This is a genomic window from Sporosarcina sp. JAI121 (assembly GCF_013408665.1).
Lineage (GTDB): Bacteria > Bacillota > Bacilli > Bacillales_A > Planococcaceae > Sporosarcina.
In genome coordinates this window covers 158,021-183,253 of sequence record NZ_JACCCL010000003.1, presented here as the reverse complement: position 1 = coordinate 183,253, position 25,233 = coordinate 158,021, and the positions used below count along the sequence as shown (strand labels likewise).

At 34.3% G+C, this 25,233-nt stretch carries 32 protein-coding genes; 2 read left to right on the top strand and 30 right to left on the bottom strand.

Annotated features, from left to right (window positions below; translation table 11 throughout):
* Nucleotides 1–44: 44 nt before the first annotated feature.
* From HDC33_RS16870 to HDC33_RS14655, 15 genes are all read right to left on the bottom strand, one after another.
* Nucleotides 45–863, bottom strand: coding sequence for an STAS domain-containing protein (locus tag HDC33_RS16870; protein WP_179393317.1), 819 nt, complete (start codon nucleotides 861–863; stop codon nucleotides 45–47).
* A 16-nt stretch (nucleotides 864–879) separates the two neighbouring features.
* Entirely contained in the window at nucleotides 880–1,770 is an 891-nt protein-coding gene (locus tag HDC33_RS14720; protein ID WP_179393316.1) for a 5'-3' exonuclease, read from the bottom strand.
* A gap of 793 nt (nucleotides 1,771–2,563) precedes the next feature.
* Nucleotides 2,564–3,340 carry an STAS domain-containing protein gene (locus HDC33_RS16865; protein ID WP_370457484.1) on the bottom strand — a complete coding sequence of 259 codons (777 nt, stop codon included), beginning with the start codon at nucleotides 3,338–3,340 and terminating at the stop codon, nucleotides 2,564–2,566.
* A 371-nt stretch (nucleotides 3,341–3,711) separates the two neighbouring features.
* Nucleotides 3,712–3,906, bottom strand: a complete 195-nt coding sequence (locus HDC33_RS14710; RefSeq protein ID WP_179393315.1) for a DUF6980 family protein — start codon at nucleotides 3,904–3,906, stop codon at nucleotides 3,712–3,714.
* Nucleotides 3,907–3,995: 89 nt separating this feature from the next.
* Entirely contained in the window at nucleotides 3,996–4,637 is a 642-nt protein-coding gene (locus HDC33_RS14705; RefSeq protein ID WP_179393314.1) for an HD domain-containing protein, read from the bottom strand.
* Between the two features lie 454 nt (nucleotides 4,638–5,091).
* Nucleotides 5,092–5,568: a hypothetical protein gene (locus HDC33_RS14700; protein ID WP_179393313.1), complete on the bottom strand. Its 477-nt coding sequence runs from the start codon at nucleotides 5,566–5,568 to the stop codon at nucleotides 5,092–5,094.
* Nucleotides 5,569–5,631: 63 nt separating this feature from the next.
* A complete protein-coding gene (locus tag HDC33_RS14695) occupies nucleotides 5,632–5,865 on the bottom strand; it encodes a hypothetical protein (protein ID WP_179393312.1) in 234 nt (77 codons plus the stop codon).
* 345 nt (nucleotides 5,866–6,210) lie between these two features.
* On the bottom strand, nucleotides 6,211–6,909 hold the full coding sequence (locus tag HDC33_RS14690; protein ID WP_179393311.1) for a polysaccharide deacetylase family protein: 699 nt from the start codon (nucleotides 6,907–6,909) through the stop codon (nucleotides 6,211–6,213).
* A gap of 1,425 nt (nucleotides 6,910–8,334) precedes the next feature.
* Nucleotides 8,335–8,775, bottom strand: a complete 441-nt coding sequence (locus tag HDC33_RS14685; protein ID WP_179393310.1) for an NUDIX domain-containing protein — start codon at nucleotides 8,773–8,775, stop codon at nucleotides 8,335–8,337.
* Nucleotides 8,776–9,024: 249 nt separating this feature from the next.
* A complete protein-coding gene (locus HDC33_RS14680; protein WP_218843292.1) occupies nucleotides 9,025–9,459 on the bottom strand; it encodes a hypothetical protein in 435 nt (144 codons plus the stop codon).
* A gap of 413 nt (nucleotides 9,460–9,872) precedes the next feature.
* A complete protein-coding gene (locus HDC33_RS14675) occupies nucleotides 9,873–11,180 on the bottom strand; it encodes a GHKL domain-containing protein (protein ID WP_179393309.1) in 1,308 nt (435 codons plus the stop codon).
* Between the two features lie 571 nt (nucleotides 11,181–11,751).
* A complete protein-coding gene (locus tag HDC33_RS14670; RefSeq protein WP_179393308.1) occupies nucleotides 11,752–12,168 on the bottom strand; it encodes a DUF3139 domain-containing protein in 417 nt (138 codons plus the stop codon).
* 98 nt (nucleotides 12,169–12,266) lie between these two features.
* Nucleotides 12,267–12,683 (bottom strand): hypothetical protein, encoded by a 417-nt coding sequence (locus tag HDC33_RS14665; protein ID WP_179393307.1) that lies wholly within the window; start codon nucleotides 12,681–12,683, stop codon nucleotides 12,267–12,269.
* A gap of 153 nt (nucleotides 12,684–12,836) precedes the next feature.
* A complete protein-coding gene (locus tag HDC33_RS14660; RefSeq protein WP_179393306.1) occupies nucleotides 12,837–13,292 on the bottom strand; it encodes a hypothetical protein in 456 nt (151 codons plus the stop codon).
* 230 nt (nucleotides 13,293–13,522) lie between these two features.
* A complete protein-coding gene (locus tag HDC33_RS14655) occupies nucleotides 13,523–13,885 on the bottom strand; it encodes a hypothetical protein (RefSeq protein WP_179393305.1) in 363 nt (120 codons plus the stop codon).
* A 224-nt stretch (nucleotides 13,886–14,109) separates the two neighbouring features.
* Between HDC33_RS14655 and HDC33_RS14650 the strand changes: the two genes are divergently transcribed.
* Both HDC33_RS14650 and HDC33_RS14645 read left to right on the top strand, forming a co-directional pair.
* Nucleotides 14,110–14,658 (top strand): helix-turn-helix domain-containing protein, encoded by a 549-nt coding sequence (locus tag HDC33_RS14650; protein ID WP_179393304.1) that lies wholly within the window; start codon nucleotides 14,110–14,112, stop codon nucleotides 14,656–14,658.
* A gap of 16 nt (nucleotides 14,659–14,674) precedes the next feature.
* Complete coding sequence (locus HDC33_RS14645) at nucleotides 14,675–15,361, top strand: cysteine hydrolase family protein (protein WP_179393303.1); 687 nt, start codon at nucleotides 14,675–14,677, stop codon at nucleotides 15,359–15,361.
* Nucleotides 15,362–15,503: 142 nt separating this feature from the next.
* Here the strand turns inward: HDC33_RS14645 and HDC33_RS14640 are convergent, their stop codons facing one another.
* From HDC33_RS14640 to HDC33_RS14570, 15 genes are all read right to left on the bottom strand, one after another.
* A complete protein-coding gene (locus HDC33_RS14640) occupies nucleotides 15,504–16,100 on the bottom strand; it encodes an AAA family ATPase (protein WP_179393302.1) in 597 nt (198 codons plus the stop codon).
* A gap of 163 nt (nucleotides 16,101–16,263) precedes the next feature.
* A complete protein-coding gene (locus tag HDC33_RS14635; RefSeq protein WP_179393301.1) occupies nucleotides 16,264–17,205 on the bottom strand; it encodes a DMT family transporter in 942 nt (313 codons plus the stop codon).
* 231 nt (nucleotides 17,206–17,436) lie between these two features.
* Entirely contained in the window at nucleotides 17,437–18,006 is a 570-nt protein-coding gene (locus tag HDC33_RS14630) for a DUF2812 domain-containing protein (protein WP_179393300.1), read from the bottom strand.
* The gene (locus tag HDC33_RS14625; protein WP_179393299.1) at nucleotides 17,993–18,310 is read right to left on the bottom strand and encodes a PadR family transcriptional regulator; all 318 of its coding nucleotides are present in this window, start codon (nucleotides 18,308–18,310) and stop codon (nucleotides 17,993–17,995) included. The genes HDC33_RS14630 and HDC33_RS14625 overlap by 14 nt, the downstream gene beginning before the upstream one ends.
* A gap of 275 nt (nucleotides 18,311–18,585) precedes the next feature.
* A complete protein-coding gene (locus HDC33_RS14620; RefSeq protein WP_179393298.1) occupies nucleotides 18,586–18,831 on the bottom strand; it encodes a cold-shock protein in 246 nt (81 codons plus the stop codon).
* A gap of 77 nt (nucleotides 18,832–18,908) precedes the next feature.
* A complete protein-coding gene (locus tag HDC33_RS14615; RefSeq protein ID WP_179393297.1) occupies nucleotides 18,909–19,823 on the bottom strand; it encodes an anti sigma factor C-terminal domain-containing protein in 915 nt (304 codons plus the stop codon).
* Nucleotides 19,816–20,319 carry an RNA polymerase sigma factor gene (locus HDC33_RS14610; protein WP_179393296.1) on the bottom strand — a complete coding sequence of 168 codons (504 nt, stop codon included), beginning with the start codon at nucleotides 20,317–20,319 and terminating at the stop codon, nucleotides 19,816–19,818. The genes HDC33_RS14615 and HDC33_RS14610 overlap by 8 nt, the downstream gene beginning before the upstream one ends.
* Before the next feature lie 171 nt (nucleotides 20,320–20,490).
* On the bottom strand, nucleotides 20,491–20,772 hold the full coding sequence (locus HDC33_RS14605; protein WP_179393295.1) for a hypothetical protein: 282 nt from the start codon (nucleotides 20,770–20,772) through the stop codon (nucleotides 20,491–20,493).
* Between the two features lie 164 nt (nucleotides 20,773–20,936).
* Entirely contained in the window at nucleotides 20,937–21,593 is a 657-nt protein-coding gene (locus HDC33_RS14600; RefSeq protein ID WP_179393294.1) for a DUF3885 domain-containing protein, read from the bottom strand.
* 65 nt (nucleotides 21,594–21,658) lie between these two features.
* On the bottom strand, nucleotides 21,659–21,943 hold the full coding sequence (locus tag HDC33_RS14595; RefSeq protein ID WP_179393293.1) for a 3-isopropylmalate dehydrogenase: 285 nt from the start codon (nucleotides 21,941–21,943) through the stop codon (nucleotides 21,659–21,661).
* Nucleotides 21,944–22,055: 112 nt separating this feature from the next.
* Nucleotides 22,056–22,202, bottom strand: a complete 147-nt coding sequence (locus tag HDC33_RS14590; RefSeq protein ID WP_179393292.1) for a hypothetical protein — start codon at nucleotides 22,200–22,202, stop codon at nucleotides 22,056–22,058.
* A 104-nt stretch (nucleotides 22,203–22,306) separates the two neighbouring features.
* Nucleotides 22,307–23,056 (bottom strand): VOC family protein, encoded by a 750-nt coding sequence (locus HDC33_RS14585; protein ID WP_179393291.1) that lies wholly within the window; start codon nucleotides 23,054–23,056, stop codon nucleotides 22,307–22,309.
* A 256-nt stretch (nucleotides 23,057–23,312) separates the two neighbouring features.
* On the bottom strand, nucleotides 23,313–23,489 hold the full coding sequence (locus HDC33_RS14580) for a hypothetical protein (protein WP_179393290.1): 177 nt from the start codon (nucleotides 23,487–23,489) through the stop codon (nucleotides 23,313–23,315).
* Between the two features lie 232 nt (nucleotides 23,490–23,721).
* Entirely contained in the window at nucleotides 23,722–24,009 is a 288-nt protein-coding gene (locus HDC33_RS14575) for a YolC/YozM family protein (protein ID WP_179393289.1), read from the bottom strand.
* 145 nt (nucleotides 24,010–24,154) lie between these two features.
* A complete protein-coding gene (locus HDC33_RS14570; protein ID WP_179393288.1) occupies nucleotides 24,155–24,949 on the bottom strand; it encodes an alpha/beta hydrolase in 795 nt (264 codons plus the stop codon).
* Nucleotides 24,950–25,233 lie beyond the last annotated feature (284 nt).

Genomic DNA, 25,233 nt, shown 5'->3' with positions numbered 1-25,233 from the left:
AAAAGCTCCATTCGAATCATTTTCCGATTCGAATAGAGCTTTTTTCATGCTTCTATATACGCCAAAGCCTGTTTCAACGTGGCGAAGCTTTTAATGCGTCCGAATGTCAATCCAAGCTGGACGAGTGTTTGTGCAATAGCTGGCGATATTCCGCTCACAATCGGCTGGATACCAAGTAACGAAAGTGCATCAAACAAATTGAATAATTGGTGCGCCACAAATGTATCCGTCGTCTGCAAACCTGATAAATCAATAATCAGGTTTTTCAATTGCAATTCGGATGCATTGGGCAATACGCGTTCCTGAAGAATTACAGCCCGGTCATGATCCACAGCACCGACAAGTGGCAATATGGCTGTCTGATCATTGATCGAGACAAGGGGAACGGATAATTCCGAAACAAGATTCTGCGTAAGATTGAGTCTATCTTTTTCTTTTTGAACAAATGGCACACTAAAAAAATAGATAGCATCGTTCAATGACTGATCCAACACAGAGATTACGTCGTACATTTCACGCGCATCAAGACCTAGTTCTATTGCTTCATGTTTAATAACTGCGCCAAGCGTATTCCGGTACTTGGGCATTTCACGCAACATCATGTCCAGGCTGATCATCTCAAAGTGGGAAAGCTCCGTACCTGCCTCTTCTCCCCAACTTTTCAATGTTTCAATCCTATCCGACTCATCCATAATCAGTGTGTCGGCAAACATGTGAACCATTCTCTCCCTTTCACGTCCCAATACATCGTCAAGTTTTCTCATAAAAGGATATCTCTTATTTTGACTTTCCGATACCGCTTGAACTATTTGATCGGCCTCCGCCGCAATTTTTGTCCTCATATGCTGTAAGTATTTTTCCACATGCATCCTCCTAAGTTTAATTAAAAAAGAGCGAATCCGCTTGTCTGACAATCATGGAATAACCTTCTTTATCTATCAATTCCCTTATAACGCTATCATAAACAGGTATTTTCAGGTTTTCGATGGAATCATTCATTTTCAGTTCACAATGGATTTCTGCAAGTTTTTTGGATAATAGGAGCATATCCATATCTACCTCGATTTTCTTGCGTATTGCCGGTGTCAATTCATGCAGCGATTGAATTACGCCTTCTACCGACCCGTATTCTTTAATGAGTTTAAGTGCGGTTTTCGGTCCGATGCCCTTCACTCCTGGATAACCGTCACTCGTATCGCCCGTGAATGCTTTTTTGTCGATAAACTGGATAGGAGTAATTCCGTACTCCTCGACGAATCGTTCAGCTGTATAGATGTCGTAAACAGCATATCCTTTTTTGGTGAATGCAATACGGACACCTGGCCTGAGCAACTGCAGCATATCTTTATCTCCGGTCACGATTGTAATATCTGCTTTGCCTGCCCACTCCTGTACGAATGAGCCAATCAGATCATCTGCTTCCATGCCCGGTACGCCATAGTTTTTCCAGCCGATTGTTTCAGAAACACTCCTAGCCATGTCGAACTGGGGTACAAGCTCCGGCGCCGGTGCAGGCCGGTTCGCTTTGTATCCGTCGAATAAATCATTGCGAAACGTTTGCGCTCCCATATCCCAGCAAACTGCCATATGCGTAGGTTTGAATATCGAAGTCGCCGTCATCGTATGGCGGGCAAACCCTTGCACTGCATTCGTCGGAATTCCCGCTTCATTCGGGAAATAGTGTCCCATTGCTGATGTAGCAAAAAAAGAGCGGAATAAGAGTGCCATTCCGTCTATCAGTAAAATATGCGGTTTTTCTTCCTGATTCATTTTGATAATTCCTCCTGTTTCTATAACCGTGTTTACATCATTGGTATGATTAGTATAACAAAGATTGTTAGAAGAACAGTGCATTTGTAGTTTACATTGTCAATAGCGGAATGTGGTCGGTTCGCTTTCTGGTTTATGGTCGGTTGACGTGTGTTTATGGTCGGTTCGCTTCCGTTTGTGGCCGGTTGACGTGCGTTTACGATCGGTTCGCTTTCGTTTATGGTTGGTCGACGTATGTTTACGATTGGTTCGCTCTCGTTTATGGTCGGTTGACGTGTGTTTACAATCGGTTCGCTCTCTGGTTTGTGGTCGGTCGACGTGTGTTTACGATCGGTTTGCTCTCGTTTATGGTCGGTTGACCTGTGTTTACGATCGGTTCGCTCTTCTTTATGGTCGGTTGACCTGTGTTTATGATTCGTTCGCTCTTCTTTATGGTCGGTTGACCTGTGTTTACGATTGGTTCGCTGCCGTTTGTGGCCGGTTGAAGTAACTTTATGATCGTTTCTAAGTTTCACCTCATAATTCAAAATAAAAAGACGAAGCAGGTAAATTCTAATCCGTTTTGTTGAATGGTACAAAATACTAAATAATGCAAGAAATAGATTGATAATTCAGTGGTCAAATTGAAGGGAGTTAGAGGTGGAAAAGATGAAATTTATTCAAAAAAAAAAACACTGAAAAATAATTCAACGATTTTGTTTTTATAAGTAATATTTTCTTCTTCCTTATTCAACTAACCCACCCGTTAGTTGAATAAGTGATATAAAAAAAGTGCATTCTAGATTAACGCTTTTTAAGTAAAGGAGCGGTTTTCTTGTAGCTTAATAATATATTTTAAACCATCATGGGCATCACTAAAAGTAGCTATATTACTTAACGCTCCAATTCTAACCGCTAAGTTAGGCTTAATACCAACTATAATGCAATGTACTCCTATTAACTTTAGACAATCGTGTAATTTTTGAAGCGTTTGCCTCACGCTGTCATCAAAATTATTTATCCGACTGAGACTAATCATAACGAATTCTATACCTTTTGAGGTACATTCCTCTAATACAACTGGTATTATTGTTTCTCCCCGAACAAAATCAAATTCCCCTACAAGCGTAAGAGCTATAGTGTTATCCCAAATCTTCAGTATTGGAGCAGATAATTCCCTGACTTTTTCCTCCAATCTACTTGCTTCATCCGCTTGGCTAGTAACATCCATGAGCATTACCATGTAACCCTCAATCTCCTGATTTTGCTCCTCTATGCTCTTTATTGGTGTTATTACAATATCAGCAATAAATTTGTTTTTAATATTGATCCTAGCTCTATGACCATTTTTTAATTCAGACATCACTTGACGCTGGTGTGTAGGTTCTTTATGAAAGAAATCCATGCTCAAGCCAATTAAGTCATCTGAATTGGAAAAACCATACAAAGGAGCTATTGAATTAAGTGATTGTCTAGCATATGAATTTAACCAGATAATTTTATAATCTATATCAGCAATAATAATATTTTCACCAATACTATTTAAAGCATCTGTGCCAGTTATATTTATGGGTAATAATCTATTGTTCACAATTCTCCCACCTTTTTTTGACTTGACTTAATTATACACCTATTCCTCCGTTAATTAAATGTTATTGAACTAACCTGCCGTGTTAGTAAAAATGCGTCTCTACTTGTTGTAGAGACGCACCCGTTAGTTTAATTAGTACAGAGACGCTTATTAAACAATTGCGCCCGTTTTTATCATACTAATAGTCTTTATCAACGATATAAAATAGCTAAAATCAACCACTTCAATTTCAGGATAAGATTGAAGGAATTCATTTATTTTTTGATTCAATCCATTGCTTTACATTGCAGTAAATGAGATGAATTTTGAAATGAATCACCTACTTTTTCATTTCATTATTCCACTAAGTGGCCCGGTTGTTGAATAGAAAGTTATAATTTCGTACTACACCATGGACAATATTCAATACCTATACTTGATGAACCACCATCATGGATTATCAAACCATAGTCACCGTCTTTATCATCATAAATTATTATTTTATCAGGACATTCAAACGGATCGCGATGCATATCACATTTAAAATTCGCATGATAATTCATATCTTCACAACAGTGTTTTTTCATATGTTACTCCTCCTTAATCTGGCCCGATTATGGAAGTTAAGCATTTTACGTTAGTTTGCATTAGAACTGGATATTTTTATGTATGTCTTTTACCCTTTATGTTCTTCAATTATCCGCATTGCAATGCCCGTTAACTCGCCATGTTCAGTGAATCGTTCACTAAGCATATCCGTGAGAATATGTTCTAGGAAGTATTCTACACAGTTCATATCTTGAAACAGCAGTATTGTCCTTAATGCTTCTTCGTATATCTCTAAAAACAAGGGCTCCGGATTATCCTTTTGAATCTCACCAAATGCTTCATAAAGCAAATCAATTTTATCCGCAACAGATAAAATGCGCCCCTCCAACGTCTCATCTTTACCTTCTTTAAATCGCTCCAAATAAATGTCTTGAAACTCAGATGGAAGTTCCTTTTCTACAAACTTTCTTGTCATTTCTTCCTCTACTTCACTGAATAGTTGCTTCAACTCTTTCGAAGCATATTTTACAGGCGTCTTTATATCTCCTGTAAAAAGTTCCGCGTAATCATGGTTCAATGCCTTTTCATATAGGATTCTCCAATCCACTTTCTGTCCAGATTCCTCTTCGACTGTTCCAAGAAACTGAGCAATTTTTGCCACCTTAAATGAATGACTGGCAACGGAATGCTCCTGATATTTGAACTTTCCCGGACAACGAATAATTTGTTCTAAATCTGATAAGCTTTTAAAATATTGATGTACACCCATCCTATTCATCACCTTTCTATATTTATTGGGACTATCGTTTAGTAAACCTAGTCATACAGTCGAATCATATTTACGACTGGAATAACACGATTACTTATGCTTTTTTTTACAGGGCTGTGTTCCCTATAAGCATTGTCATTCAATTCGTTCCCTTATTTTGATTAAAGTATGCAGGAAAAGGACTACTATCAAATAACCAAGAATTTAATCGGGTAAACTTGTCACACAGAACGTGCCTCGGCAGTACGTACGCTCAGCTACTTCTCAATTATGATTTAAGGAGTGCTAATGAAAAAATAGTAGCTAATTTCCGGATTCGTAAGCGTAAAATAGTGCCCCCTATGCAACCTCTCGCTTAATGAACCTTATTCTACAAAAGGCTCAATTATTTAGATGGCTCCCTATTCAATGATCGCGCCCGTTAATGGAAAATCTTATTGAAGATAAGCACTCTTTAGCTCAATAAGAAGTTACTTTTTAATTGTACTTTAGCTTCTTGTACAATGGTTGTGATTAAGGAATCCTTTGTAATATTTCCTATATTATCGCCATAACGAAAGTCATCAATCATTTCGCTGATTTCATACCAGATTTCCAACTTATTGTTAATAAAGTGTTCACGAACCACTACATATATTTCATAAGCAAAGTTAATTGCGTTAGTTTCATCATGTATGATTTGTCTTAATAAATTACGGATGTAGTACTTTGCACACTCTTCATGTGAAGGCTCCTGCATACTTAATTCTTCCACAACCCTATGAAAATAATCTTCTACCTCAAAAATGTTATGAGGTTTACTAAGGGAAGAAAGGATAGATAAGGATGTAGTTGAAATTTCATTCTTTAACATTTTGAAAGCCCAATTAACATAGTCAACAGGCTCCACATTCCTTTCAAATATTTTATAATATAGTATTTTAGTATCCATGACTATCCCCCCATTAGTTAGTCGTCTTCTATCACTAACCTGCCCAGTTGAAAAAGGGCCAAGTTATTTATTTTTTTCTGAGGTTATCTTTACTAGAAAAAAAGAAATTACTAAAGAGATGAATCCAAAAATAAAGACTTTTATCCAAGATATTTCTACATTGAATGGAGATAATTCCTCCATATTTAGAGTGTATAAGGACCACCATTCATCCCCTGTGGAAAGAATAATAGAAGCCATCAACCAAGTACCAAATAACATACCAGCATTTACAAGATAAAGTATTGTATTCTTCAAGTTTCTCTCCCCTATTTAGCCACTTTATTTTGAATTTTATTAACTAAACTGCACCGTCAGTTTAAGTACATTTCATCATAGCGATATTAACATAAATATCCAATAAAAAATAATCTCACTTGTACAGTAAAAAAAAAGGTATTCAATTTTGATATAAAAATATAAGAGCCTTGCTACATTTTATTGTAGTTAGGCTCTTTAAATTTGTTTAATGCTTCTTCAACTAACGTGCAATTACATGAAGAAGGAAAAAGCGATTCTTACTTATCGAACAATCACCCTTGTTTTACCAACTGTATCTCTCCAAACGAAAATGCTAAAAATAGATTATTTTTATTGCTTACATCATAATTCTTGAAGTTCATCCACCGTTACAAATTTATACCCTTCGTTCGTAAGTTCTCGTAAAATATCTTCAATCGCTTGGATTTCCCCACCTGTTTGATCGTACATTGGATGTAGCAAGATTATCGAACCTGGTTTAATGTTTTCCACTACATAATTTACTTTTTCATCGGCACTTGTGTAATATGTATCCGGTTCTAAAGACCACATAATAGTTTCTCTGTTGTGCTTATTTAAATAATAAGGTAATCCCACAAATTTTTTCCCATAGGGAGGTCGAAAGTCAATTTCGCTCTTATATCCAGACTTTCTAATCAACTCATCGGTTTTTTCTATTTCTTCTTTAATAAAATAGGGAGATTTTAAAACCATTCTTTTGTGTGAATAGGTGTGATTTCCAATTTGATGCCCTGCTTCTACCAATTTCTTTGCTTCTTCGGGGTGTTTTTCAATATCATTTCCGATAAGGAAAAAAGTAGCTTTTGCCTCGTATTTATCTAATAAAGGCAGAATCTGATCCACGTTCTTTGTCGGACCGTCATCAAATGTTAAAGCAATGACCTTGTTTTCCGTTTCAACTTGGTATGTTAAGCCTCCAAATAATTGAAAGGTTCTTAACTTCGTAACTTTAAACGTTCCTGCAAATAAAAGAGCCATTACTAAAAATCCAATTCCAAAAAATAGTAATTTCTTTTTCATCTATGTTCCCTTTCTTTCAAAAGCTATTTTATAACGCTTGTATTGTAGCATAATGCAAATGCTGTATTGAAGAACCTGCACCTTGAGTTAAACAAGAAAAGAGCGTCTAAGCAGCCGTTAGTTAAATAGTAAATTTATTTTTGAAACAGACAATAACAAGTGATAGTAAATAGTAGACGCTATGAAACAGCATAGTGAAAATGAAAAAACATCTTCTAGATAGATATTTGGGTTAAGTAGACTTAGAAAAACAACACCAAAAAGTATACCAGCTAACGAATATAAACCTAACCCGAAAAAGTAACGTGTCCATTTTAAATCTTTGTTAAACTTCGCATCTAACTTATCAATGAAGATCGAAAGAGGTAATCCTACCAGAAAAAAAACAGGTCCGGCATAAATAATGACTAAGGTAAACGTTTCTGAAAAACTAGAATAATAAACATTAGGTTCCCGTTGAGAGCTGGGTACAAAGAAAAACCAAGAAAATATTGTTGCAAATAAAACAGCAGATAGTGCTGCTGTTATGAACCTTTTCATCATTTCACACCCCGAAAAATCAGTAATAGATATTAGTGCAGTAAACTGCCCCTTTAATTGAACAAGAAAATGAGCCGTCATAACAGCTCAACGAATTTCAAGTAAAGTACCCGTTTATTTTAAAAAGATAGAGAGTATGATTAGATAAACGTGTCCTGAAATAGTCAAAGCCAACACAACTATTCCTACCCAACTTATCAATTTCGAACTACCATTCGAATTCAAAAGGAACGCGACATATACCACTATCGACAGCACTGCGATAGGCAAGTGAAAGAACCAAACCCCACCTAACAGCAGCAATTTTGTCATCGGATAGCTTAGAAGTAAAGATGCTATGCCTCCCAATATATAACTAAGCGTTCTTGAGAGTTTTTTACAGCTTACTTTATAAAACATAAAGCCACCAATAGCACTGACAAACACCGCTAACACAAATATATAAAAAGTGGTTAGATAGATCACAGGCACGCCCCTTTTCAATCCCATAGTACCATAATTGTTCATACGTTTTGTCCAACTAACCTGCGCCTTTCGTTGAACAAGAAAAGAGCCGTCTGAGCAGCTCTACAATCTCTAAGTAAAGCACCCAATAGTTGAATAAGCTCCTTCTCATTTAATACACATTATGATCAAAGTGTTCACTAAATAATTTCTTTCCACTCCCACAATCTAAGTTGTCCTTTTTTATTTAAACGAGGGGTACCGCCAACATTTCGGAAATTTTGTACACTAAGCGAATTACCTGAAAAAAGTCGATTTCCTGTAAGGAACCGACTTTTTTAGGTAGCTTAATCAGTTAACTCCCATGTAAATAGATTATTTTCATCTTAGTTAGTGAAGATGCTTCATGGATGGCTGCCCGTTACTTCAATAAGAATTTCACTAACGAATAAAAGCCAATTCTTTATTAGCAAGTGCATCGTTTAACCATAAAGGGTGCATTTTCAATAGGTCTTGTGGTAGGTTCTGTTGTTCAAAAAACTTAATTTCTAGTGACTCAGAGGAATTACATCGTAGTTCTCCACCAGTAATTTCAGCAAGAAAACAGGTTGTTATAAAATGTACTACATTACCATTTGGATAAGCAAACACCTGTGAATTAGGGTCAGAGTACACACCAATAAGCTTTTTAATTCTTATATCTAAATTAGTTTCTTCTTTTACTTCTCTGATAGCTGCTTCAGAAACTGTTTCCCCTATTTCTATATGTCCTGAAGGAATACCCCATAGTCCTACATCTGACCTTTTCTGTAACAAAACTTGTTTTTCCTCATTCAAAATAATAACTGCAATCCCAGCTTTTAAAGCATCAATTCTTTTCATACAATAACCCTCCTTAAAATAAAAAAAAAGGACCGAAGAGAAAGATTTCAACGCATAACAAATACGCTGAACCTTTCCCCTCGGACCTTTTATGTCAATAGGTGCCTTTTACATATCGTAAAAGATGTAGCCCTCGGTCACCGACCTACCTAGATAGCGGAACCCTAGCTACAATTTTCCAGTTCATATTCATATTACAACTAATACTCAAAAGATGAAAGATACTTTTTCACTAAACTGCCCCTTAGTTCAATGGTATTGAAACCAAACAAACCATCCTTTTTCCTTACTTTTAGCTAAAAATATTTGACCTTGGGCTAAGTTAGCTCCAGGTGCTTTGGGGAAATCTAAACGTACAAGCCATGACTTTTCAGCAATTTCTTTGCCACAAAAGTTTTTTGCCATTCCAAAATAGTCTTCTTCTTCTTTATTACCAACTGTTTTGAGAAAAGGTTTGGCAGTTACTACATTCCACTCATTATACATGTCAGGAAAATCATCTAATCCAGTCCCATACGTTTTTGGTATTAAAGTATTTAACGCTTCTATTACCTCTTTTTTATCCTTAAGCGATGTTTTCTCTAATTCACTTAATACAGGACATTTTTTAGGCTGTGCATTAGCTTCAAATGACACCAAAGTAAATAAAGATATGATTAAAATCAGTACATATAGTTTTTTCAAGATAAATTCACCTCTTATCTAATCTTCCCAATTAGAATAGAGATATCCATCCTTCTTCAACTAACCTGCCCCGTTAGTCGAAGAAGAAATTGGATTTGCTAAATGAGATCAATCTGTATACGCCATGCACACGAGGTTGACATAACGCTTCAAGGGATGCAGCTGTTCAAGCCCTGGACCTTTAACTTGGGGCTTACTCCCTTAAGGTTACGGGAAGTAAGAAGCGCTAAATGGAACAATGAGGACTTCTGGGAAAAGTTGGTGTTGTGTCTACTAGATATGAATACGGAATACAGTTGAATAATAATTCGATTTAAAAAAACACAAAATAAGGAAATTAGCAGCATAAACAGTTAGACAAATGAAAAAACTCCCCACAACTAGTAATAGGGAGTTTACACTTTCATTCAAATTTACTTTAGAGGGATTTCCACAATGGCTATAGTCTCTAATTCATTTATTGAGTCAATTGATAATTTCCCATTATATCTATTCACAACTTCCTTCACAATAAATAAACCTTGCCCTCTTATCTTTCCTTGTTCTGCTTTTTTTGTTGAATATCCTTGTTTAAAAATATGTTCATTCTCAATAATTTTAGGCCCAGTATTCGTAATTTTAAATACATAATGCGTAACATACGTTTCACAGCTAATTGTTATTTCACGTTCAGCTTCAGGTAATGCAATTGTTGCCTCAATTGCATTATCAATTAAATTCGACAGTATTATGATTAAATCTGTTGTTTTTATTTTATCGAATGCATCATGAGAAACCGTAAAATTCATATCAATATGATTGTTTTGTGCAGCCAGTTTCTTCGTTTGCAATAGGATTGAAAGACCAGGATGATCTATATTTAACTTTAGAGATTCTATCGCCAGAACTTCTTTAGACAAAGATGATACGTATTGCTGAGCCTGCTTAGATTCCCCTAGTTGAAGTAATCCATGTAAAACCTGAATATGATTGGTGAAATCATGTCTTAAAGAAGTTATGGAAGTGATTAACGTTTTAAGTTCAGCTTGGTATGTATCTTCTGTATACCCGACTTCCTTTGCCACTTCTTTTTGGTACCATCTTTGCAATAATAAGAAAGATCCGATTACGACCAAAATAAAGACACCATTAAAGACGAAGAGAAAGATATTATTTTTCAGTACTGTCCCTTTAATATCATTAAGTGTATCAACACTAATATCGATACCTAAGTATCCCATGATCTTTCCTGCTTCATCCTTAATCGGTACTCCAACAGAAAGATAAGAGCCAAAATCGGTATCCTCAATTACATTTGTAACATATGTATTTCCTTCAAAGGCTCTTTTGACCTGCTCTTCGGGTACTGTACAAACCACTCCAATGCTATAGCTCTCGTCTAATTCCTTGGGTAATCCGCCAATCATTATGTTCGATACTTTTGGATTATCAATTTTCAAAGTATACACAAATAGTGCACCCAGTTTTTCTTTTGCATCAATTAAGTAGTTTGTTAATTCCCAATAATGTTCGTTTTTCGCGGGATATTCCAAAAATTTCCGATACGTTTCTTTATCTATTGCAGACGCAATGGATTCTGCTGCTACAAGACTTTGATTGGCGATTGAATCTTCAACCGTCTTTTTCATCTTCACGTAAGAGGTAAAGACATTTAAACTTGTAAACAACAATAACAAGGCAGTAGATAATACTAGGATTAGTTTTATTTTGCGATTTTTCATACAGACCGGTACTTCCTCATCTTTTTTAATTGAAAAGTTGGATAATCACATAGATTATCCGAATCTCATATAAAATATTCTTTTGCCTATGAAATTAAGAATTCTCTTTTCAACAATAGCATTATACTATCATACTTTATTTACGATCATTCGCAAGCAATATATAAAGCTTTTCAAATACGTCATTCATCGCTAGGCCGTTCCACGTCATATGAAAATAAAAAAACTGGATTCGTCATAAAAACACCTTCTTCCTAGTTCTTATATACGTTTGTCCTGCCTACTACTACAATTCTATTTTCATTGAAATGACCAACAGATTCACCCGAAAAACCGCCTACTGATTACTGCGAATATTGGAAGTCAGTTACTGGCTTTAATGCAGTAATTATTAATAAAATTAAAGTTCCGGAATTATAATTTCAGTAAATTCATCGCATATTTTCATTCCCCAAAACCTTATTACACTAACCTGGCCGTTAGTTTAATAAGAACAGAGACGCTTATTAAACAATTGCGCCCTATTCTTAAATAAGGAACCACGAAGGATCTAACGAATTCGCTTTAAGACTTAATTTCGATTATCGAGAGAATTAACACAATTTTTTTCACTATATTTTGTTTCAATTTCAACTATGTCTGTAACACCATCAGATGATAATACTTCTTTTTCACAAAATTGCTTAACCTGTTTTCCCTTTTTTCTTATACCATAGTAATACGTCACATTTGATTCGTCCTGAAAGATAACCATATAATGACCTTGATAAAAGTCATTATTTATGATGTGTTTCGGCTCTACATAATGCGATTCTTCTACATCGTTTTCCGTGTATCCCTTTTCCTCTAAATATACTGGAACCTTTTTATCTGCTATATAGTTTGTATAAGGGTTTCCGTTGTTTAGCAGATAAAAGAAACCAAAAGGAATCGCCACGATAATGAGTATGATTAAGCCTATAGCAAACCATATATTTTTCTTCTTCATATCTTTTCCTCCTCCCTGTGTGACATAACAATAAATCCATGATGCAATGAAGTTTTTTGTAAAACACTCTTCCACTAACTTGCCCCGTTAGTCGAATATTATCTTCTTATTACCAATAGTGTTTTCTCGAATATTGAGATGTTGTTGATGTCAATGTTATTAAGGTTGATAGTTTGGTCAAAATCATAATTTCTTTCTTCTTCCTCTTGTCCAACCCAACAAGTATATAACTCGCAATAATCTCCTTCTTCAAGGTATCCATTTAAAAGATCACATAATGTAAGAAAACTCTCCTTTGCTTCTTTGTAACTTTGTCTTAAGTAAAGGTCTTTGTTGTCAGCATCAAATGACATACCTACATATCGATCAGTATAAACCTCATATATCCTCTTAGTTGTGAAGTGTTTCTTGACTAATTCGTAATCCGAAAAGTTATCAATTAAAACTTTTTCATTACTGCTTTCATCGCTGTAAGGCAAATCAAAATTACAACCAAGATAATTAACTATACTCATCAGCTTCCATAACCCCTTTAAGTTTTCACCTTATTTTAGTCAAATTTCTTGTTCAATTAACCTGCCCCGTTAGTTGAATAACAGTTACCCGGTTTAACAAAACTATTCGAGATTTTTTCGATTACACTTATTTTCATTCATCGACCTCCTTAATCAATTTTTCTTAGTCCAAAATGATATAAAACCTATAAAGGATAACAATGCTATAAATGTCCATATATTAAAGAAGATATGGTTTGAAAATTGACTAAGCAGCCCTACCTCCATATATGGGTGATTTGTATTAATATAATTTCGGTATATTATTGCTCTATAAAACGTAGTCACCCCAATAAAAAGGAAAACGAGTAAGTAACTATACTTGAACCATTTCTGCTTTGTTAAAGAAAAACTTTTATGAAGTTTCTCGAATACAAAAATCAAAGAAAAATAGAAATAGAAACTAACTAGACCTGGAGCAAGAACAAAAAACAGAGCTGGATTACCATTACCACCACCTAATAAATCTTTTGCTGGGTCAAATGGAACAGTTAATTTATGTGCAAAGAAAAACGTAAAGGCAGTAATTAGTCCAGAAATAAAAATGCTAATATAAAATAATATCCTCATACTTCTATCTCCCTTCAAAATATAACGTTCTGTTACCTTTATCGATTGAACATATTCGTTACAATCATTTGGTTTTCATCTATTGTCTCTTAAACTCTTAAATACTTTACTATAATAATCCATATATTTCTTGTTCAACTAACCTGCCCTTTAATTGAACAAGAAAAAGAGCCATCTAAGCAGCTCAACAATCTTCAAGTAAAGTACCCGTTTGCTTAGTAATACTGTATTTATTCACCAGCCATATAGCCAACCACTTCGTTGGTACCAGGGTCAACAAGTATTATAGGTGTACCGACTAGAACATTCTCTTTGTCTTCAAATGAAACGGATAATATCTCTTTTCCTTCATAAGTTTTATCCAACAATTCATAGCGATTATCAGCAATTTCTTTCTTAACTATCGCACTTTGCCAGCCATCTTTAGCTGTGTCATTCCAACCTTTTTCTGCGATAAACTCCCAAGCAATTTTTCCAACCTTTTCATAACTATCTGTATTAGCGAGATCCCCTACATGTTGATTAGTCGAACAACCGACAACTAACATTATCAAAAATGCAGTTATTGCTAAATATAAAAACTTCAACTTCATATATTTTTCACCTACTTTTCTTATTAGTCGTTAATAATTTATTAAAGGTTTCAGAAATTTCCCTTCTCACACTAACCTGTCTTGTTAGTTAAAATAATTCACCAAAAGAACGTTAAACCCGTTACTCCCCATGGAAAGTTATGTCTAAGTAAAAAACTATTCACTTTTATATTATCAACACGAGAATGTAATCATATAGATAATAGTGGGAGGTGATTATCGAAATGGATATTAGCATTAAAGAAATAATGGACTGCATTGTCAACCCAGTTAAAAGTCAAATCATACTTTCTATTCAAGAAAAAGGTGAGTGTACAGCAAAAGATTTATTAGCATCACAATACGATATCCCTCAGGCCACGCTCTATCGCACATTAAATCGTTTGGTAGAAAGCGGGGTTTTAAAGATTATTGCAGAAAATAAAGTCCGTGCCGTAAAGGAGAAAGTTTACGCATTGAATGAGAGCTTTCTTAATGTCAACCAATCTATCGTTGAGCAGAATGATGGTGAAGCATACTTTAAGTTGTTTACGAACTTTATCATTGTATTGATGAAAGAGTTTCAAAATTATGCTGAAAAGTCTTCTATTAATATTGTTGAGGATGGTTCGGGTTTCAGCGCAATTCCAATCTATGCAACTGTCGAAGAAATGGTAGGTATCGGAAATAAATTGAAAGAAATAATTGCTCCTTATCAAACAAGAAACGCTTTGGTCGAGGAACAAAGTATGCATATTCTCGCAACTATTATTACACCCCCAAACGATAAATAAATAAGAGGTGACTGTTATGAAAACAAAGAATAAGGGGAGCAATTTTCGTATGATACTCATTAGCATTAGTGGAATATTGGTACTTTGTTTCGGAATTATTACCTTACGATTGGTATATTTGTCGAGTGCTACAAAGGGGGATTCAATCGCCAAATATGATAGCCCCCAAAGCGCACTTCTGGTATTAGATATCCAAAATGACACTTTGGGCATCTCCGAATACGGCAACACGGAACCGTTAATGGCTAACATCAATACAGCTATCGAATATGCCAATGACTCTAAAATGGAGATTATTTACACCAAGCAAGAGTTTACGGGAAACCCTTTGGATTCATTGATTACTAATGGTATGTATCAGGCCGATAGTGATGGAGCAGACTTATATAATGAATTATCCATTCAATCGGGTAACATTTTTAGCAAGCTCCGCACTGATGCTTTTTCTGTAGAATTTTTTGAAAATCATCTCATAAAAAACGAGATTGATACCCTTTACATTGTTGGTGCAGATGCCAGTAGTTGTGTTTACAAAACAGCTTTGGGCGGCATAAACAGAGGTTATCGCGTTATTGTATTGGATGATTCCATATTTTCCGTAAAAAAAGACCTGTTGAATAAAATGCTTGAGAAATATCAGACCAAAGGAATCGAGTTAACTGATATTGAGGATTTTATTCAAACACTAGAAACCGATTTGTGATAGTGCGAGGATATACGCTCAATTAAGCGGAAGGCTAAGGATTGAGTATTATCAGAAGTACTTTTAAATGTAAAGGAGCAACGTCTTAAAGGACATTGCTCTCCTTGACTCAAGCACTTGTTAATTGAAGAAAGTTACCTATTTAATTTATAAATCGTATCTGTTTTATTTGTGTTTTAATTCTGTCCAATCTCTTCTTGAATTTATTTCTGTTGTCATCGAGTAACTGAATGTCTAACATGGATGCAATTGTTTCCACTACACTTTCCACTGTCAATTTATCAGTTTCTATTCGATGTTTAAATATATTCTTTGATAACCCTTGAATACATCTCTCTATTTGTTTTTCACCCCATGAATTTTTTCTCTCCCCTCTGCTTCGTAACCTCTTTTGTAATGTTCCTTTAGAAGCCCAAAGTACAAAATGATTGACAATCACTCCATCATCTCTTAATTTCCCTACAATTTCTTCAAAATACTGTGGATTCACCAAGGTCATTGGAACAATGATAACCCCGTCATATTCACTATCTATGTATTTTAAAGTAATGTAATTTAACTCTCGCCAGATACTATAATCTTGGAAATCACCTTTTCTAATTTCTTTGGGTATATTCCTGTTAATAAAAAAACCTATATTTTCTGGATCATAGACAAGGGAATTGGGAATCCTTCTTTTTAATTCGTATGAAGCCTGAGTTTTCCCAGAACCAAATGCTCCATTTATCCAAATAATCATTAGTATCACCCGCTTTCTATATTGAATTAGTCCGCCTTATTAAACATATTTTCCTTCTTCAACTAACCTGCCCCTTTAGTTCAGGAAGAAAAAGCTGTCATGAAAGGCAGCCGAATCACTCCATATACAACAGGTATACATGACACCAGTTAACTATCGAATATTACTGCGATTTGTTTTCCGAAAAAATACTCGCAACGCCTAATGTAAATAGCATTAAAACACCAATCAATGAAGTTGTAGACCACTCTATACGCGGATCGGCAAGTTGGAAAACAAATGTGAAAGCAGGTATAAAACAGATGGACATCATGACAACAAACGGTTCACAATATTGAATACCTTTTTGCAACAAAAATGTTGGAATCGCTACACCGAAAATTGTTACAAGTATAATCCAATCTATATTTGCCATCAAATACGTTGGCAAAATATCGTACGTCATCAAAAATGAAATAACGACAATACCGTAAAAACGATGCGCTAAAATAGACGAGCTTGTCCAACCTGCATTACTTAATCTTTTCGAATAAATCGTACATAACACGGCACCTAATCCACATAAAACGGAGGCAGTGATACCATAAACAAAGTCAGTATTATTTGTTACCTTCACACCAGATAGCCCAAGCAATGCTGTCATCATTAACAATAAACTGGCTGCGAACGTGCCGATTGTAATTATCCACTGTGCTCGTGTCGCTCGTATCTTTTTCTTTGTAATTATTGCGGTTACAACAATTACAAAAAAGGGGCCGACCCCCATCTCAAGCGAACTTACGATTGCAGGTTCGATAAATTTCAATGCATAATAAAATCCCATGAACGCCAAAACAGAACTAACATTCAACTTTACTAAATCATTAGAGTATTTCTGCACCGAAATATTGAACCGTCCTCCTCGTTGTTTCAATGCAATCACATTGAAAATTATTGCTGTAATAAAAAAGCTTACACCTGTGAATAAAAAGGGATGTACGCCCTGAACTTGATTTGCATAATATACCTGGCTAATAGATACGAGTAAGGCTGAGAGTAATAAGAAGCTTACACCTATACATCTTGACGTTGATAAACTTACTTGCGATATTGTTGCTATTTTCATCTTACTCTCTCCTTAAAACCCATAAATTTAATCGGTTATCAAAAAATGGATTGTTCAGTTAATTTAGTCTACTATACTTTCTTATTCAACGATAGGGTGCTTTAATTCAAAAAGAAAAAGCTGCCATGGAAGGAGCAGCCGAATTTTCACTAAAGCACCCGATTGTGGTAGATACATTATCCTCAATTACTTCTTTGGATTAAAAAAGTTCATACTTAACTCCCTAACATATTATTTTTCTTTTAACATTGAATACTTTCGATAAGCTTTATAAAAACTGCTACCAAAGAACACAACCAGTAAGGCGGGAAGCAACTTCAAAAGGACAAATGGAGTTTCAAATAAGAATGCTTTCCAAAATAATGCACCTTTCATACTCCAAAGACCTTCAAAATATAATCCCGAATGATCTTTGTAGAGCATATAAGAATAAACCAAACACAGCATACCCAACGCAAATGAATAACCCATTAATCTTTTATAATAATTACCCTTTGATTGGCGATCCGAAAAGATTTCATTTTGATCATCCTCTTCTTTTTGCCAATACCGTATTCCACCCAGCCAGTACCCTTTTATATAGATCCAACCAAAATCTTCATAAATCCCTTTATATTCCTCGAACTTTTTCTTTGGTAAATAATCTTGATAATCAAGTCGCATAACAAATCTTTTGTCAGTTTTTTTGAAAGTGTATATTCCTAATCCACTAATATTTGTACAGCGATAGCCTTTTTGTAATTGCTCGTTCAGCCATTGCTCTTCTTTTTCAAAATTAAAAAATACGTTAAACTTCTTCATTTGATTCACTCCCTTCGTACAATGATAAAATATGCGATAGCCTTTCTTGTTCCATTTTCAAAATGGCGCTTCCTTCTGTAGTTATCATATAAATTTTTCTCCGACCCGAATTTCCAACAGGTTCAATCCAACCATGTTTATTCAAGTTTTCAATAGCACCGTATAATGTACCAGCAGCTAAAATAACAGTACCATTACTTATTTTTTCTATCTTCTGCATTACAGCATAGCCATGGAGTGGTTCACGTAGGGCTAATAAAATATAATGCATGGTTTCAGACAACGGCAATAATTTATGTTTCATATTCTCACCCCTTATTCAGTTCAACTATATAGTTTGACTTTGTAACAATGTAATACAGTTCAACTGAATAGTCAACGGTATTTTTTAAATTCATCGAAGGAACTTAAAGTTAAGCTTTTATAATTGGGCAAAAATTTAATCTAAAAAAGTCGATTTCCTATACGTTGGGAAATCGACTTTTTGTGTAATCTTATTCAATTAAATGGCCCGATTGTTGAACTAAAGTTAAACAACACTCTTCAACTAACCTGCACCTTTAGTTGAAGAAGAATTTTTTAGTCAGAGATAATGATTACATTTTCTGCAACTTGCTTTTGGTCAGTAGAATTTGGGTTTTCAATTAAATCAAAGGATACTTTTTGACCTTGTTTAAGGAATATGAATCCATTCGGAAATCTTTCTTTATCAGGTAAAATCGAACTGAAATGAACAAAAACATGATTTCCATCCTCACCGTCAAGCATAATACGACCATAACCCTTTTCTTCTTTAAACCATTTAACAATTCCCTCTCGTTTCATATCTGTTCGACCTCCAATTCATTTTTTTTACTCAACTAAACTGCCCCGTTAGTTGAATAAGAATAAAGCTTCATTCATTATTGAGGAATAATAACACCAACACTTACATAATTAACTTGTTCTTGTTCCATCATTGGTAATATTTCTTCCACGGTACCTGTTATAACAATTCCTCCCACTTGTAGCTCACCTTGTATTTTTTCTAACAATCGCTCTTCGTTATTTTGTTCTTCGGATAATCTTTGCAATCCTTGTTTAAATTCTTCCACGTTTTGTTCAATTGTGCTTTCTGGCTGAATTGAAAAACCATAAGCATATTCGCTAATAACATAGCTAACATAATCAGAACCTATTTCTTTCAACGAGCTGTCGAATGAATCTCTATTCATCGGATCAATAACCCAAGCCCACTGTGCTGTTGGGAAAACTTCCAACATCTTATCTACAGGTAGTTCTTCTTTGAAAGAAATCGCTACTTCGATTTTGTCTTTACTATCTAGCGAGGTTAGCAGGGCAATGTCATCATTTGAACTTTTCATTCGAGGATATAAGAAGTTCATCACTCGTTGACCATTCCGATAATATTGCTCACCATCAAACGATGTTATTCTTGTATCAAGTAATGTAGTCGGTTTGTCATAAATTTTATAAAGAGTTTGTTCGTTATACCAAGTATACGGGATGCCGTCAATGTTTTTTCTATACTGATCTTGTGTAATCGCCGATTCAATACCATAGCTGCTTGCTCCACCATTATCTAAAGTAATATTTGCTCCACGTACTATTGATTTACTCACTTGCAAATTATAATAATCGGTCATCGTTTTTTGCATGTAAAGATGCGCTGCTAAAAAAATAACTACTCCTACTATTACTGTAGTTAATGTCACAGCTATTGAAACCAAAATTGTCCGTTTCAAAGACTTTTTCTTTGCTTTTTTTATTGTTGGTTGATATGTATCCTTTGGATCAAAAATAGATTTTTCACTCAAAATAAGTATCCTCCTCAATTATTTTTCGTAATCGTTTTTTTGCCCTTGCCAACTGAGTCTTTATTGATTTATCTGTTGTTTCTAATAAATGAGCTATGTCTTTTAATGAAAATCCTGCACTATACTTCAAAAGCAGAATTTCAGTATCTTTTGGTCTTAGTTTAGTCATGGCTATTTTCATTTGTTTTTCAAACTCTCCATCAATCAAGGATTGCTCGGGAGTATATAAATCAAGTAAATCATCAGTTTCAAAAAGCGCTAGATAACGACCCAATGTCTTCTGTTTCTTCAAGCCATCATAAAATAAATTGATAGCTACTCGATAAAGCCATGCATCCATATACCTTTCATCAACACCATCTAATAGCTGGACAAAACGATATGCTGTCTCCTGTAAAATATCTTCGGCATCTTCTTTTTTTGCGCCCATTTTCAGTAAGACATAATAGACGCCTTTTAATTTCCTTTCTAAATAAAGCCCTAATTCTTCATCCATAATCCCCCTCCTACTTAGATAACGATTAACCTTCCAAAAGGTAAACACCTTATTTCAATAAAAAAAGGATTAGCTATTAAGCTAATCCAAGTACAAGAAGAAAAAGCGTTAACGTTCTAAATTTATGATGTGAAAAGGGAACTTGCTTTTTACACACTCGTGTCCGAATGTTTAAAACAGATAAATATAAGTAACTATGTCAATTATCCACATTACGATCATAGCAATACTTTTCGCCGTACTTTTATTTCTGTTTACCAATCCTTCCACCCACACTACACACCAACCAAAAAACACTAAACCAATTCCCGAATGTTGTAAGACTTTTATTCCTGGTGCCGAAACAGAACCAGTAAGAATCACAAGCAAACCAATAATTATAGGTGCAACTCCTAAAATAAATAAAGGAGCTTTAATTTCTTTACTAATCTCGCGCCGTTTCTCTTTTTCCATTTTGCTGAAAGAACGCCAAGTAAACAGAATGGGCAGCCCCCATAGAAACACGATATACATAAACTGAATTAGCCTCATGCCAGTGGAGCTAGTATAGATGTATGGACACAAGTTAAACTACACTCTTCAACTAACCCGCCCCTTTAGTTGAGGAATTACGTCGATTATTGAAATGTTTTATCAATTGCACTCCTGTCATAATCTAAAATCCAATCGTTGTATTTTTTATATAAATGACCTAAAGACTCTTTGTCTAAGGATAAAACATCACAACCTCTGTCATCGTAAATATGAAAAATTGTATTTTTGGTTTTATTGATAATAAATACATCATGATATATTTTAGGTTTAATATCCATGTCGTGATTACAAATTGCTTTTATGAAGTTAATGTACTTTACGTCCGATACATTACATTGAAGTGTGTATCTATGCGTTTCAAAGTCGTAGATGTCGTACTCATCTTCAAAGACATATGGAATAACCTTATGTTGCAGTCTATATAAGACATTTTTAGACTTTATATAATGGTTAAATATCTTTAGTTTTCTTCTTTTTAATAAATTTTGTTCGTCATCATGATGTACGTTTGCTACTATAACTATTTCATCATCAACAGAATGAAGGCTTTTGAAAATAGATAAAGAACGATGATAGACAGTCTTCATATAACTTACTTCATCATTATCATCAGGATTGCCCAACTCAAATCGAATACCTGTATCCCAATTATAAAAAAGTGGTGGTTTTAGTTTTAAATTAGGGAACTTCTCACTCATATAATCATTAAGAAACATATTAATACCTCGTTTTTCTTTCATTTTATTACTAATCCTTAATAAGCTAAACTGCCCTGTTAATTGAATATAATCGTGAATTACATTCTTCAGTTCCTAAATTTCTTTATTACAGTTACTAAAATTGCAATAAAAAAAACGATGACACTATTTACTATTAGATATTGTCCTAGTTGCAAACCATAAAATATTGCAAAAGCATCACGAATAATAAATACTGCTAATGCTCCACCGATTGCCCCAAATAAAACTGCTAATAACAATATTATAAAAGCAGCAAAATATAAATTTTTCTTTTTTTTGTAAGATATAAATCCAATAATATTTGCAATTACAATAAAAAAGCTCATAAGTATTAAGAAAAAATTAGTCATTTAACTCCCTCTATTCGCTAATATGATAAAAATGGCTAATGTCGTTTTAGAAAACCCCTTCCAAACATATTTTACCATTTAAACCAAAAGCCTTGTTGAACTAAACTACCCGTTAGTTCAACATACTAAATACTAAGGCAATTAGATAGAGTGGGACTCCGACAATTAACATCCCAGCGACAAGATAACAAATACTCGTAAAAATAAACGTAAAGAAATCGTAGATAGCTCCAGCTAAATCGTCAATAAACCTTGCCATTTCTATCCCTCCAAAATCTGTCCCGTTAGCACAATGAGAAAAGCATTGTTGTTGTTGTTGTTTCAGTAAAGCACCCGTTAGTTGAATAAGACATATGTATGAAATCAACCAGTTTTAATTATTAAGTTGTTTCCTATTTCAAGTTGTTTAGTTGATTTCTTTTCATTCTCACAGTCCAATATTACTTCAACTGAATGTTTTTTAGATTCTATAAAAGAAATGATTTGTCTTCCAAGGGAAACAGTGATTGTACTATCATTTATTTTATAATCTTGAAAAAGTGCTTTTATTATATTTTTATCTTGTTCTGTCAATGTGCCATAAACCTTTACTTCTAATATTCCATTAATGTTCTTTTCCCTACTATTCGGCACCATATATTTTTGCATAAATACTTTGCTTTTTTCATCATTAAGCTGTTGTAAGAAAAATTGAAAAGGCATTCCTTCAAATTTAGGTAAATATGAATTTTTCCAAGGCATTGTCTTACTTAATAGTTTAAAGAACCATTGGAATTTTAAAGGTTCTGGCGTTGATACTCGAATGTTCTGTCTAATGAGATTCAGATATGTTGCTTCAATATCATCTACTTCTAATGCAAAACCAATAAGTCCTCTATGCCCACTATGATAGTCCTCAGTCCAGCTTTCTATCCAACCCCCACCATCTTTTGTTTTGATTTTAATCAATTCAAAATATTCATTCCCAATCCATATATTTGATACCTTAAATCCTTTTGTACCCTTTCCCCATTTCGGTTCATACGGAAGACCTATAGAGTGAACTTTCTTAATAAAATTTTCATCTTCTTGTACATAACTATCAACATTTACAACTAAATGGTCAATCTTCAATTAATTCTCCCCCAATATAAGTTTAGTTTTTCATTCACTAATATGCCCTTTACTTTAATACGTTTGAACCGTATAGAGGTTCCGAATTTCAGGAAATCTTCCAGCCGAAATTAACAAAATCCATTTCTGCTTATTGTACTAAACTGCCCCTTTAGTTCAACAAGGAAAAAAGGCTTTACTCCATCTTGAAGTAAAGCACCTCGTTAGTTGAAGAAGAACAGCGACGCTTATATAACAATCGCGCCCTATTGCTGACTTAATCTTGAACGTAATCCCTTTTAAGTTTTCTATGTAAATAAATATAAAACGAAGAAACCGCTATACCTATTATCCCTAATACATTTACTGCCGTTGTAGAATAGCTGCTAACCATAACTATCGCAATAAATAATATCACTAAGAGTACTTGGGTAGCTTTATATATTTTTTTCATTACTTCTCCTCCCGTAGTTTATGTAGTAATTTGGCTCGATAGTTGAACACAAGTTAAGCAACACTTTTCAACTAACCTGCTTCGTTAGTTGAACAAGGTTGTATGCTGCATGCACCTTAGTAGACATAACACCCGTTCACGGAAGCACTTTACTACATTACTCAATAAGAAAAACTGCCATGTAAAGGCAGCCGATTGTGGAAAATGGTTTATTGTCGTCTCACCGAAGAATTCACGACCACCGAGAAAATACCTCGATTTCATAGTGTTCTAAATCATCTTTAGACAATTTGGCTTTTAAATACTTTTCAACTTCAGGTATATCATTTTTTTCATATACATCTATCGATATAACCGGATCAGTATCACCAATTTGATAACTTTGTACTTCATACTTATCCCACAATGAGTTCATAACCTGCTCTGTACTATATAGCTTTTGTTGCGTGTACCAAAATACCACAGACACTACAATAACACTCGTTAAAATTAGTGCTCCGAATTTTCTTTTAACATCCATTTTCTTCTCCTCCATCATTTGTTTATCACAATCTGGCCCGTTAGTTCAAGAAGGAAAAGAGCTTACCTAGGTAGCCCATAAATTTTCACTAAAGAACCCCTCTATAAATAAATATACCATATATTTACTCAACTAACCTGCCCCTTTAGTTCAATAAGAATGTCAGTTTTTTAAAGTGTTTTGACACATCATTTGTATTGGTAATAGGTAAAAAATGATAACTATCGGGAATACGTTCTACAGTCGCATAATTATTTGATATTAGAAAACTATTTATTTTTTCTTCTTCCTTGTTATCTTTCCCTTGGTCAGCTAGTAACAATAAAACAGGTAATTCCTGGGTTTGCTGAATACAATAGTTTTTTTCCACAACAGCTTTTGAAAGCGTATTTAATGCATTCACGTTACTATGATGAACAAAAACTCCATCTTTTTGAGTAAAGTTTTTGAGTAAATAATTTTCAAACAATTCTTTACTGCTTGATGGTAGCTTATCCATTGAATCAACTTGTTGATTAATAGCCTCCTGTAAATCCTCAAGTTTTTCTATGATAGGTAGTTCAATTTCTCCTATTTCAATTTCTTCGTAGTCTCCAATAAAATAATAACCACCGTCCATCAATGTTAAAGTATGAACAGATTTAGGATAGTTTTTATAATAGTTTTGTATAATCCACGCCCCAATTGAATTGCCTATAAAATGAGCTTTTGAAATTGATAATTGATCTAATAGATTATCTATATCAACTACATATTTTTCGATTGAATAATCTTCATGGAAAGTATAGTTATTATGCCCTGGTAAATCAATTGCCACAAAACGAAATTCTGGTAAACTTTTTGCTAATGCTTCAAAAATTTCCTTCCGTTCACCAAGTGCTGGTATAGCGATGATGGTTTTCCCTATATTTTCTTGATTGTACTGTACATATTGTAACATTTAGTATACCCCCTTCATATCTCATCAACAGTTCCAATATTCAATCAATGAACTATACTACTCCGTTAATTGAATAACAGTTCACTACAAGTGAGAATTTTAGCCCTACCTCTTTCAATAGTCATTCCACATTAAAAATTAGTTTCCTTTTAGTACTGGAATAATACGATAAACATTTAAAAAGCACTGCTAGAAAGCAATGCTAATTTGTACTATAATTTCGTGTTATTTGAGGCGGTATTTAAATTTTTGTACCACTCAACTGAACGGGTTAGGTATATTCG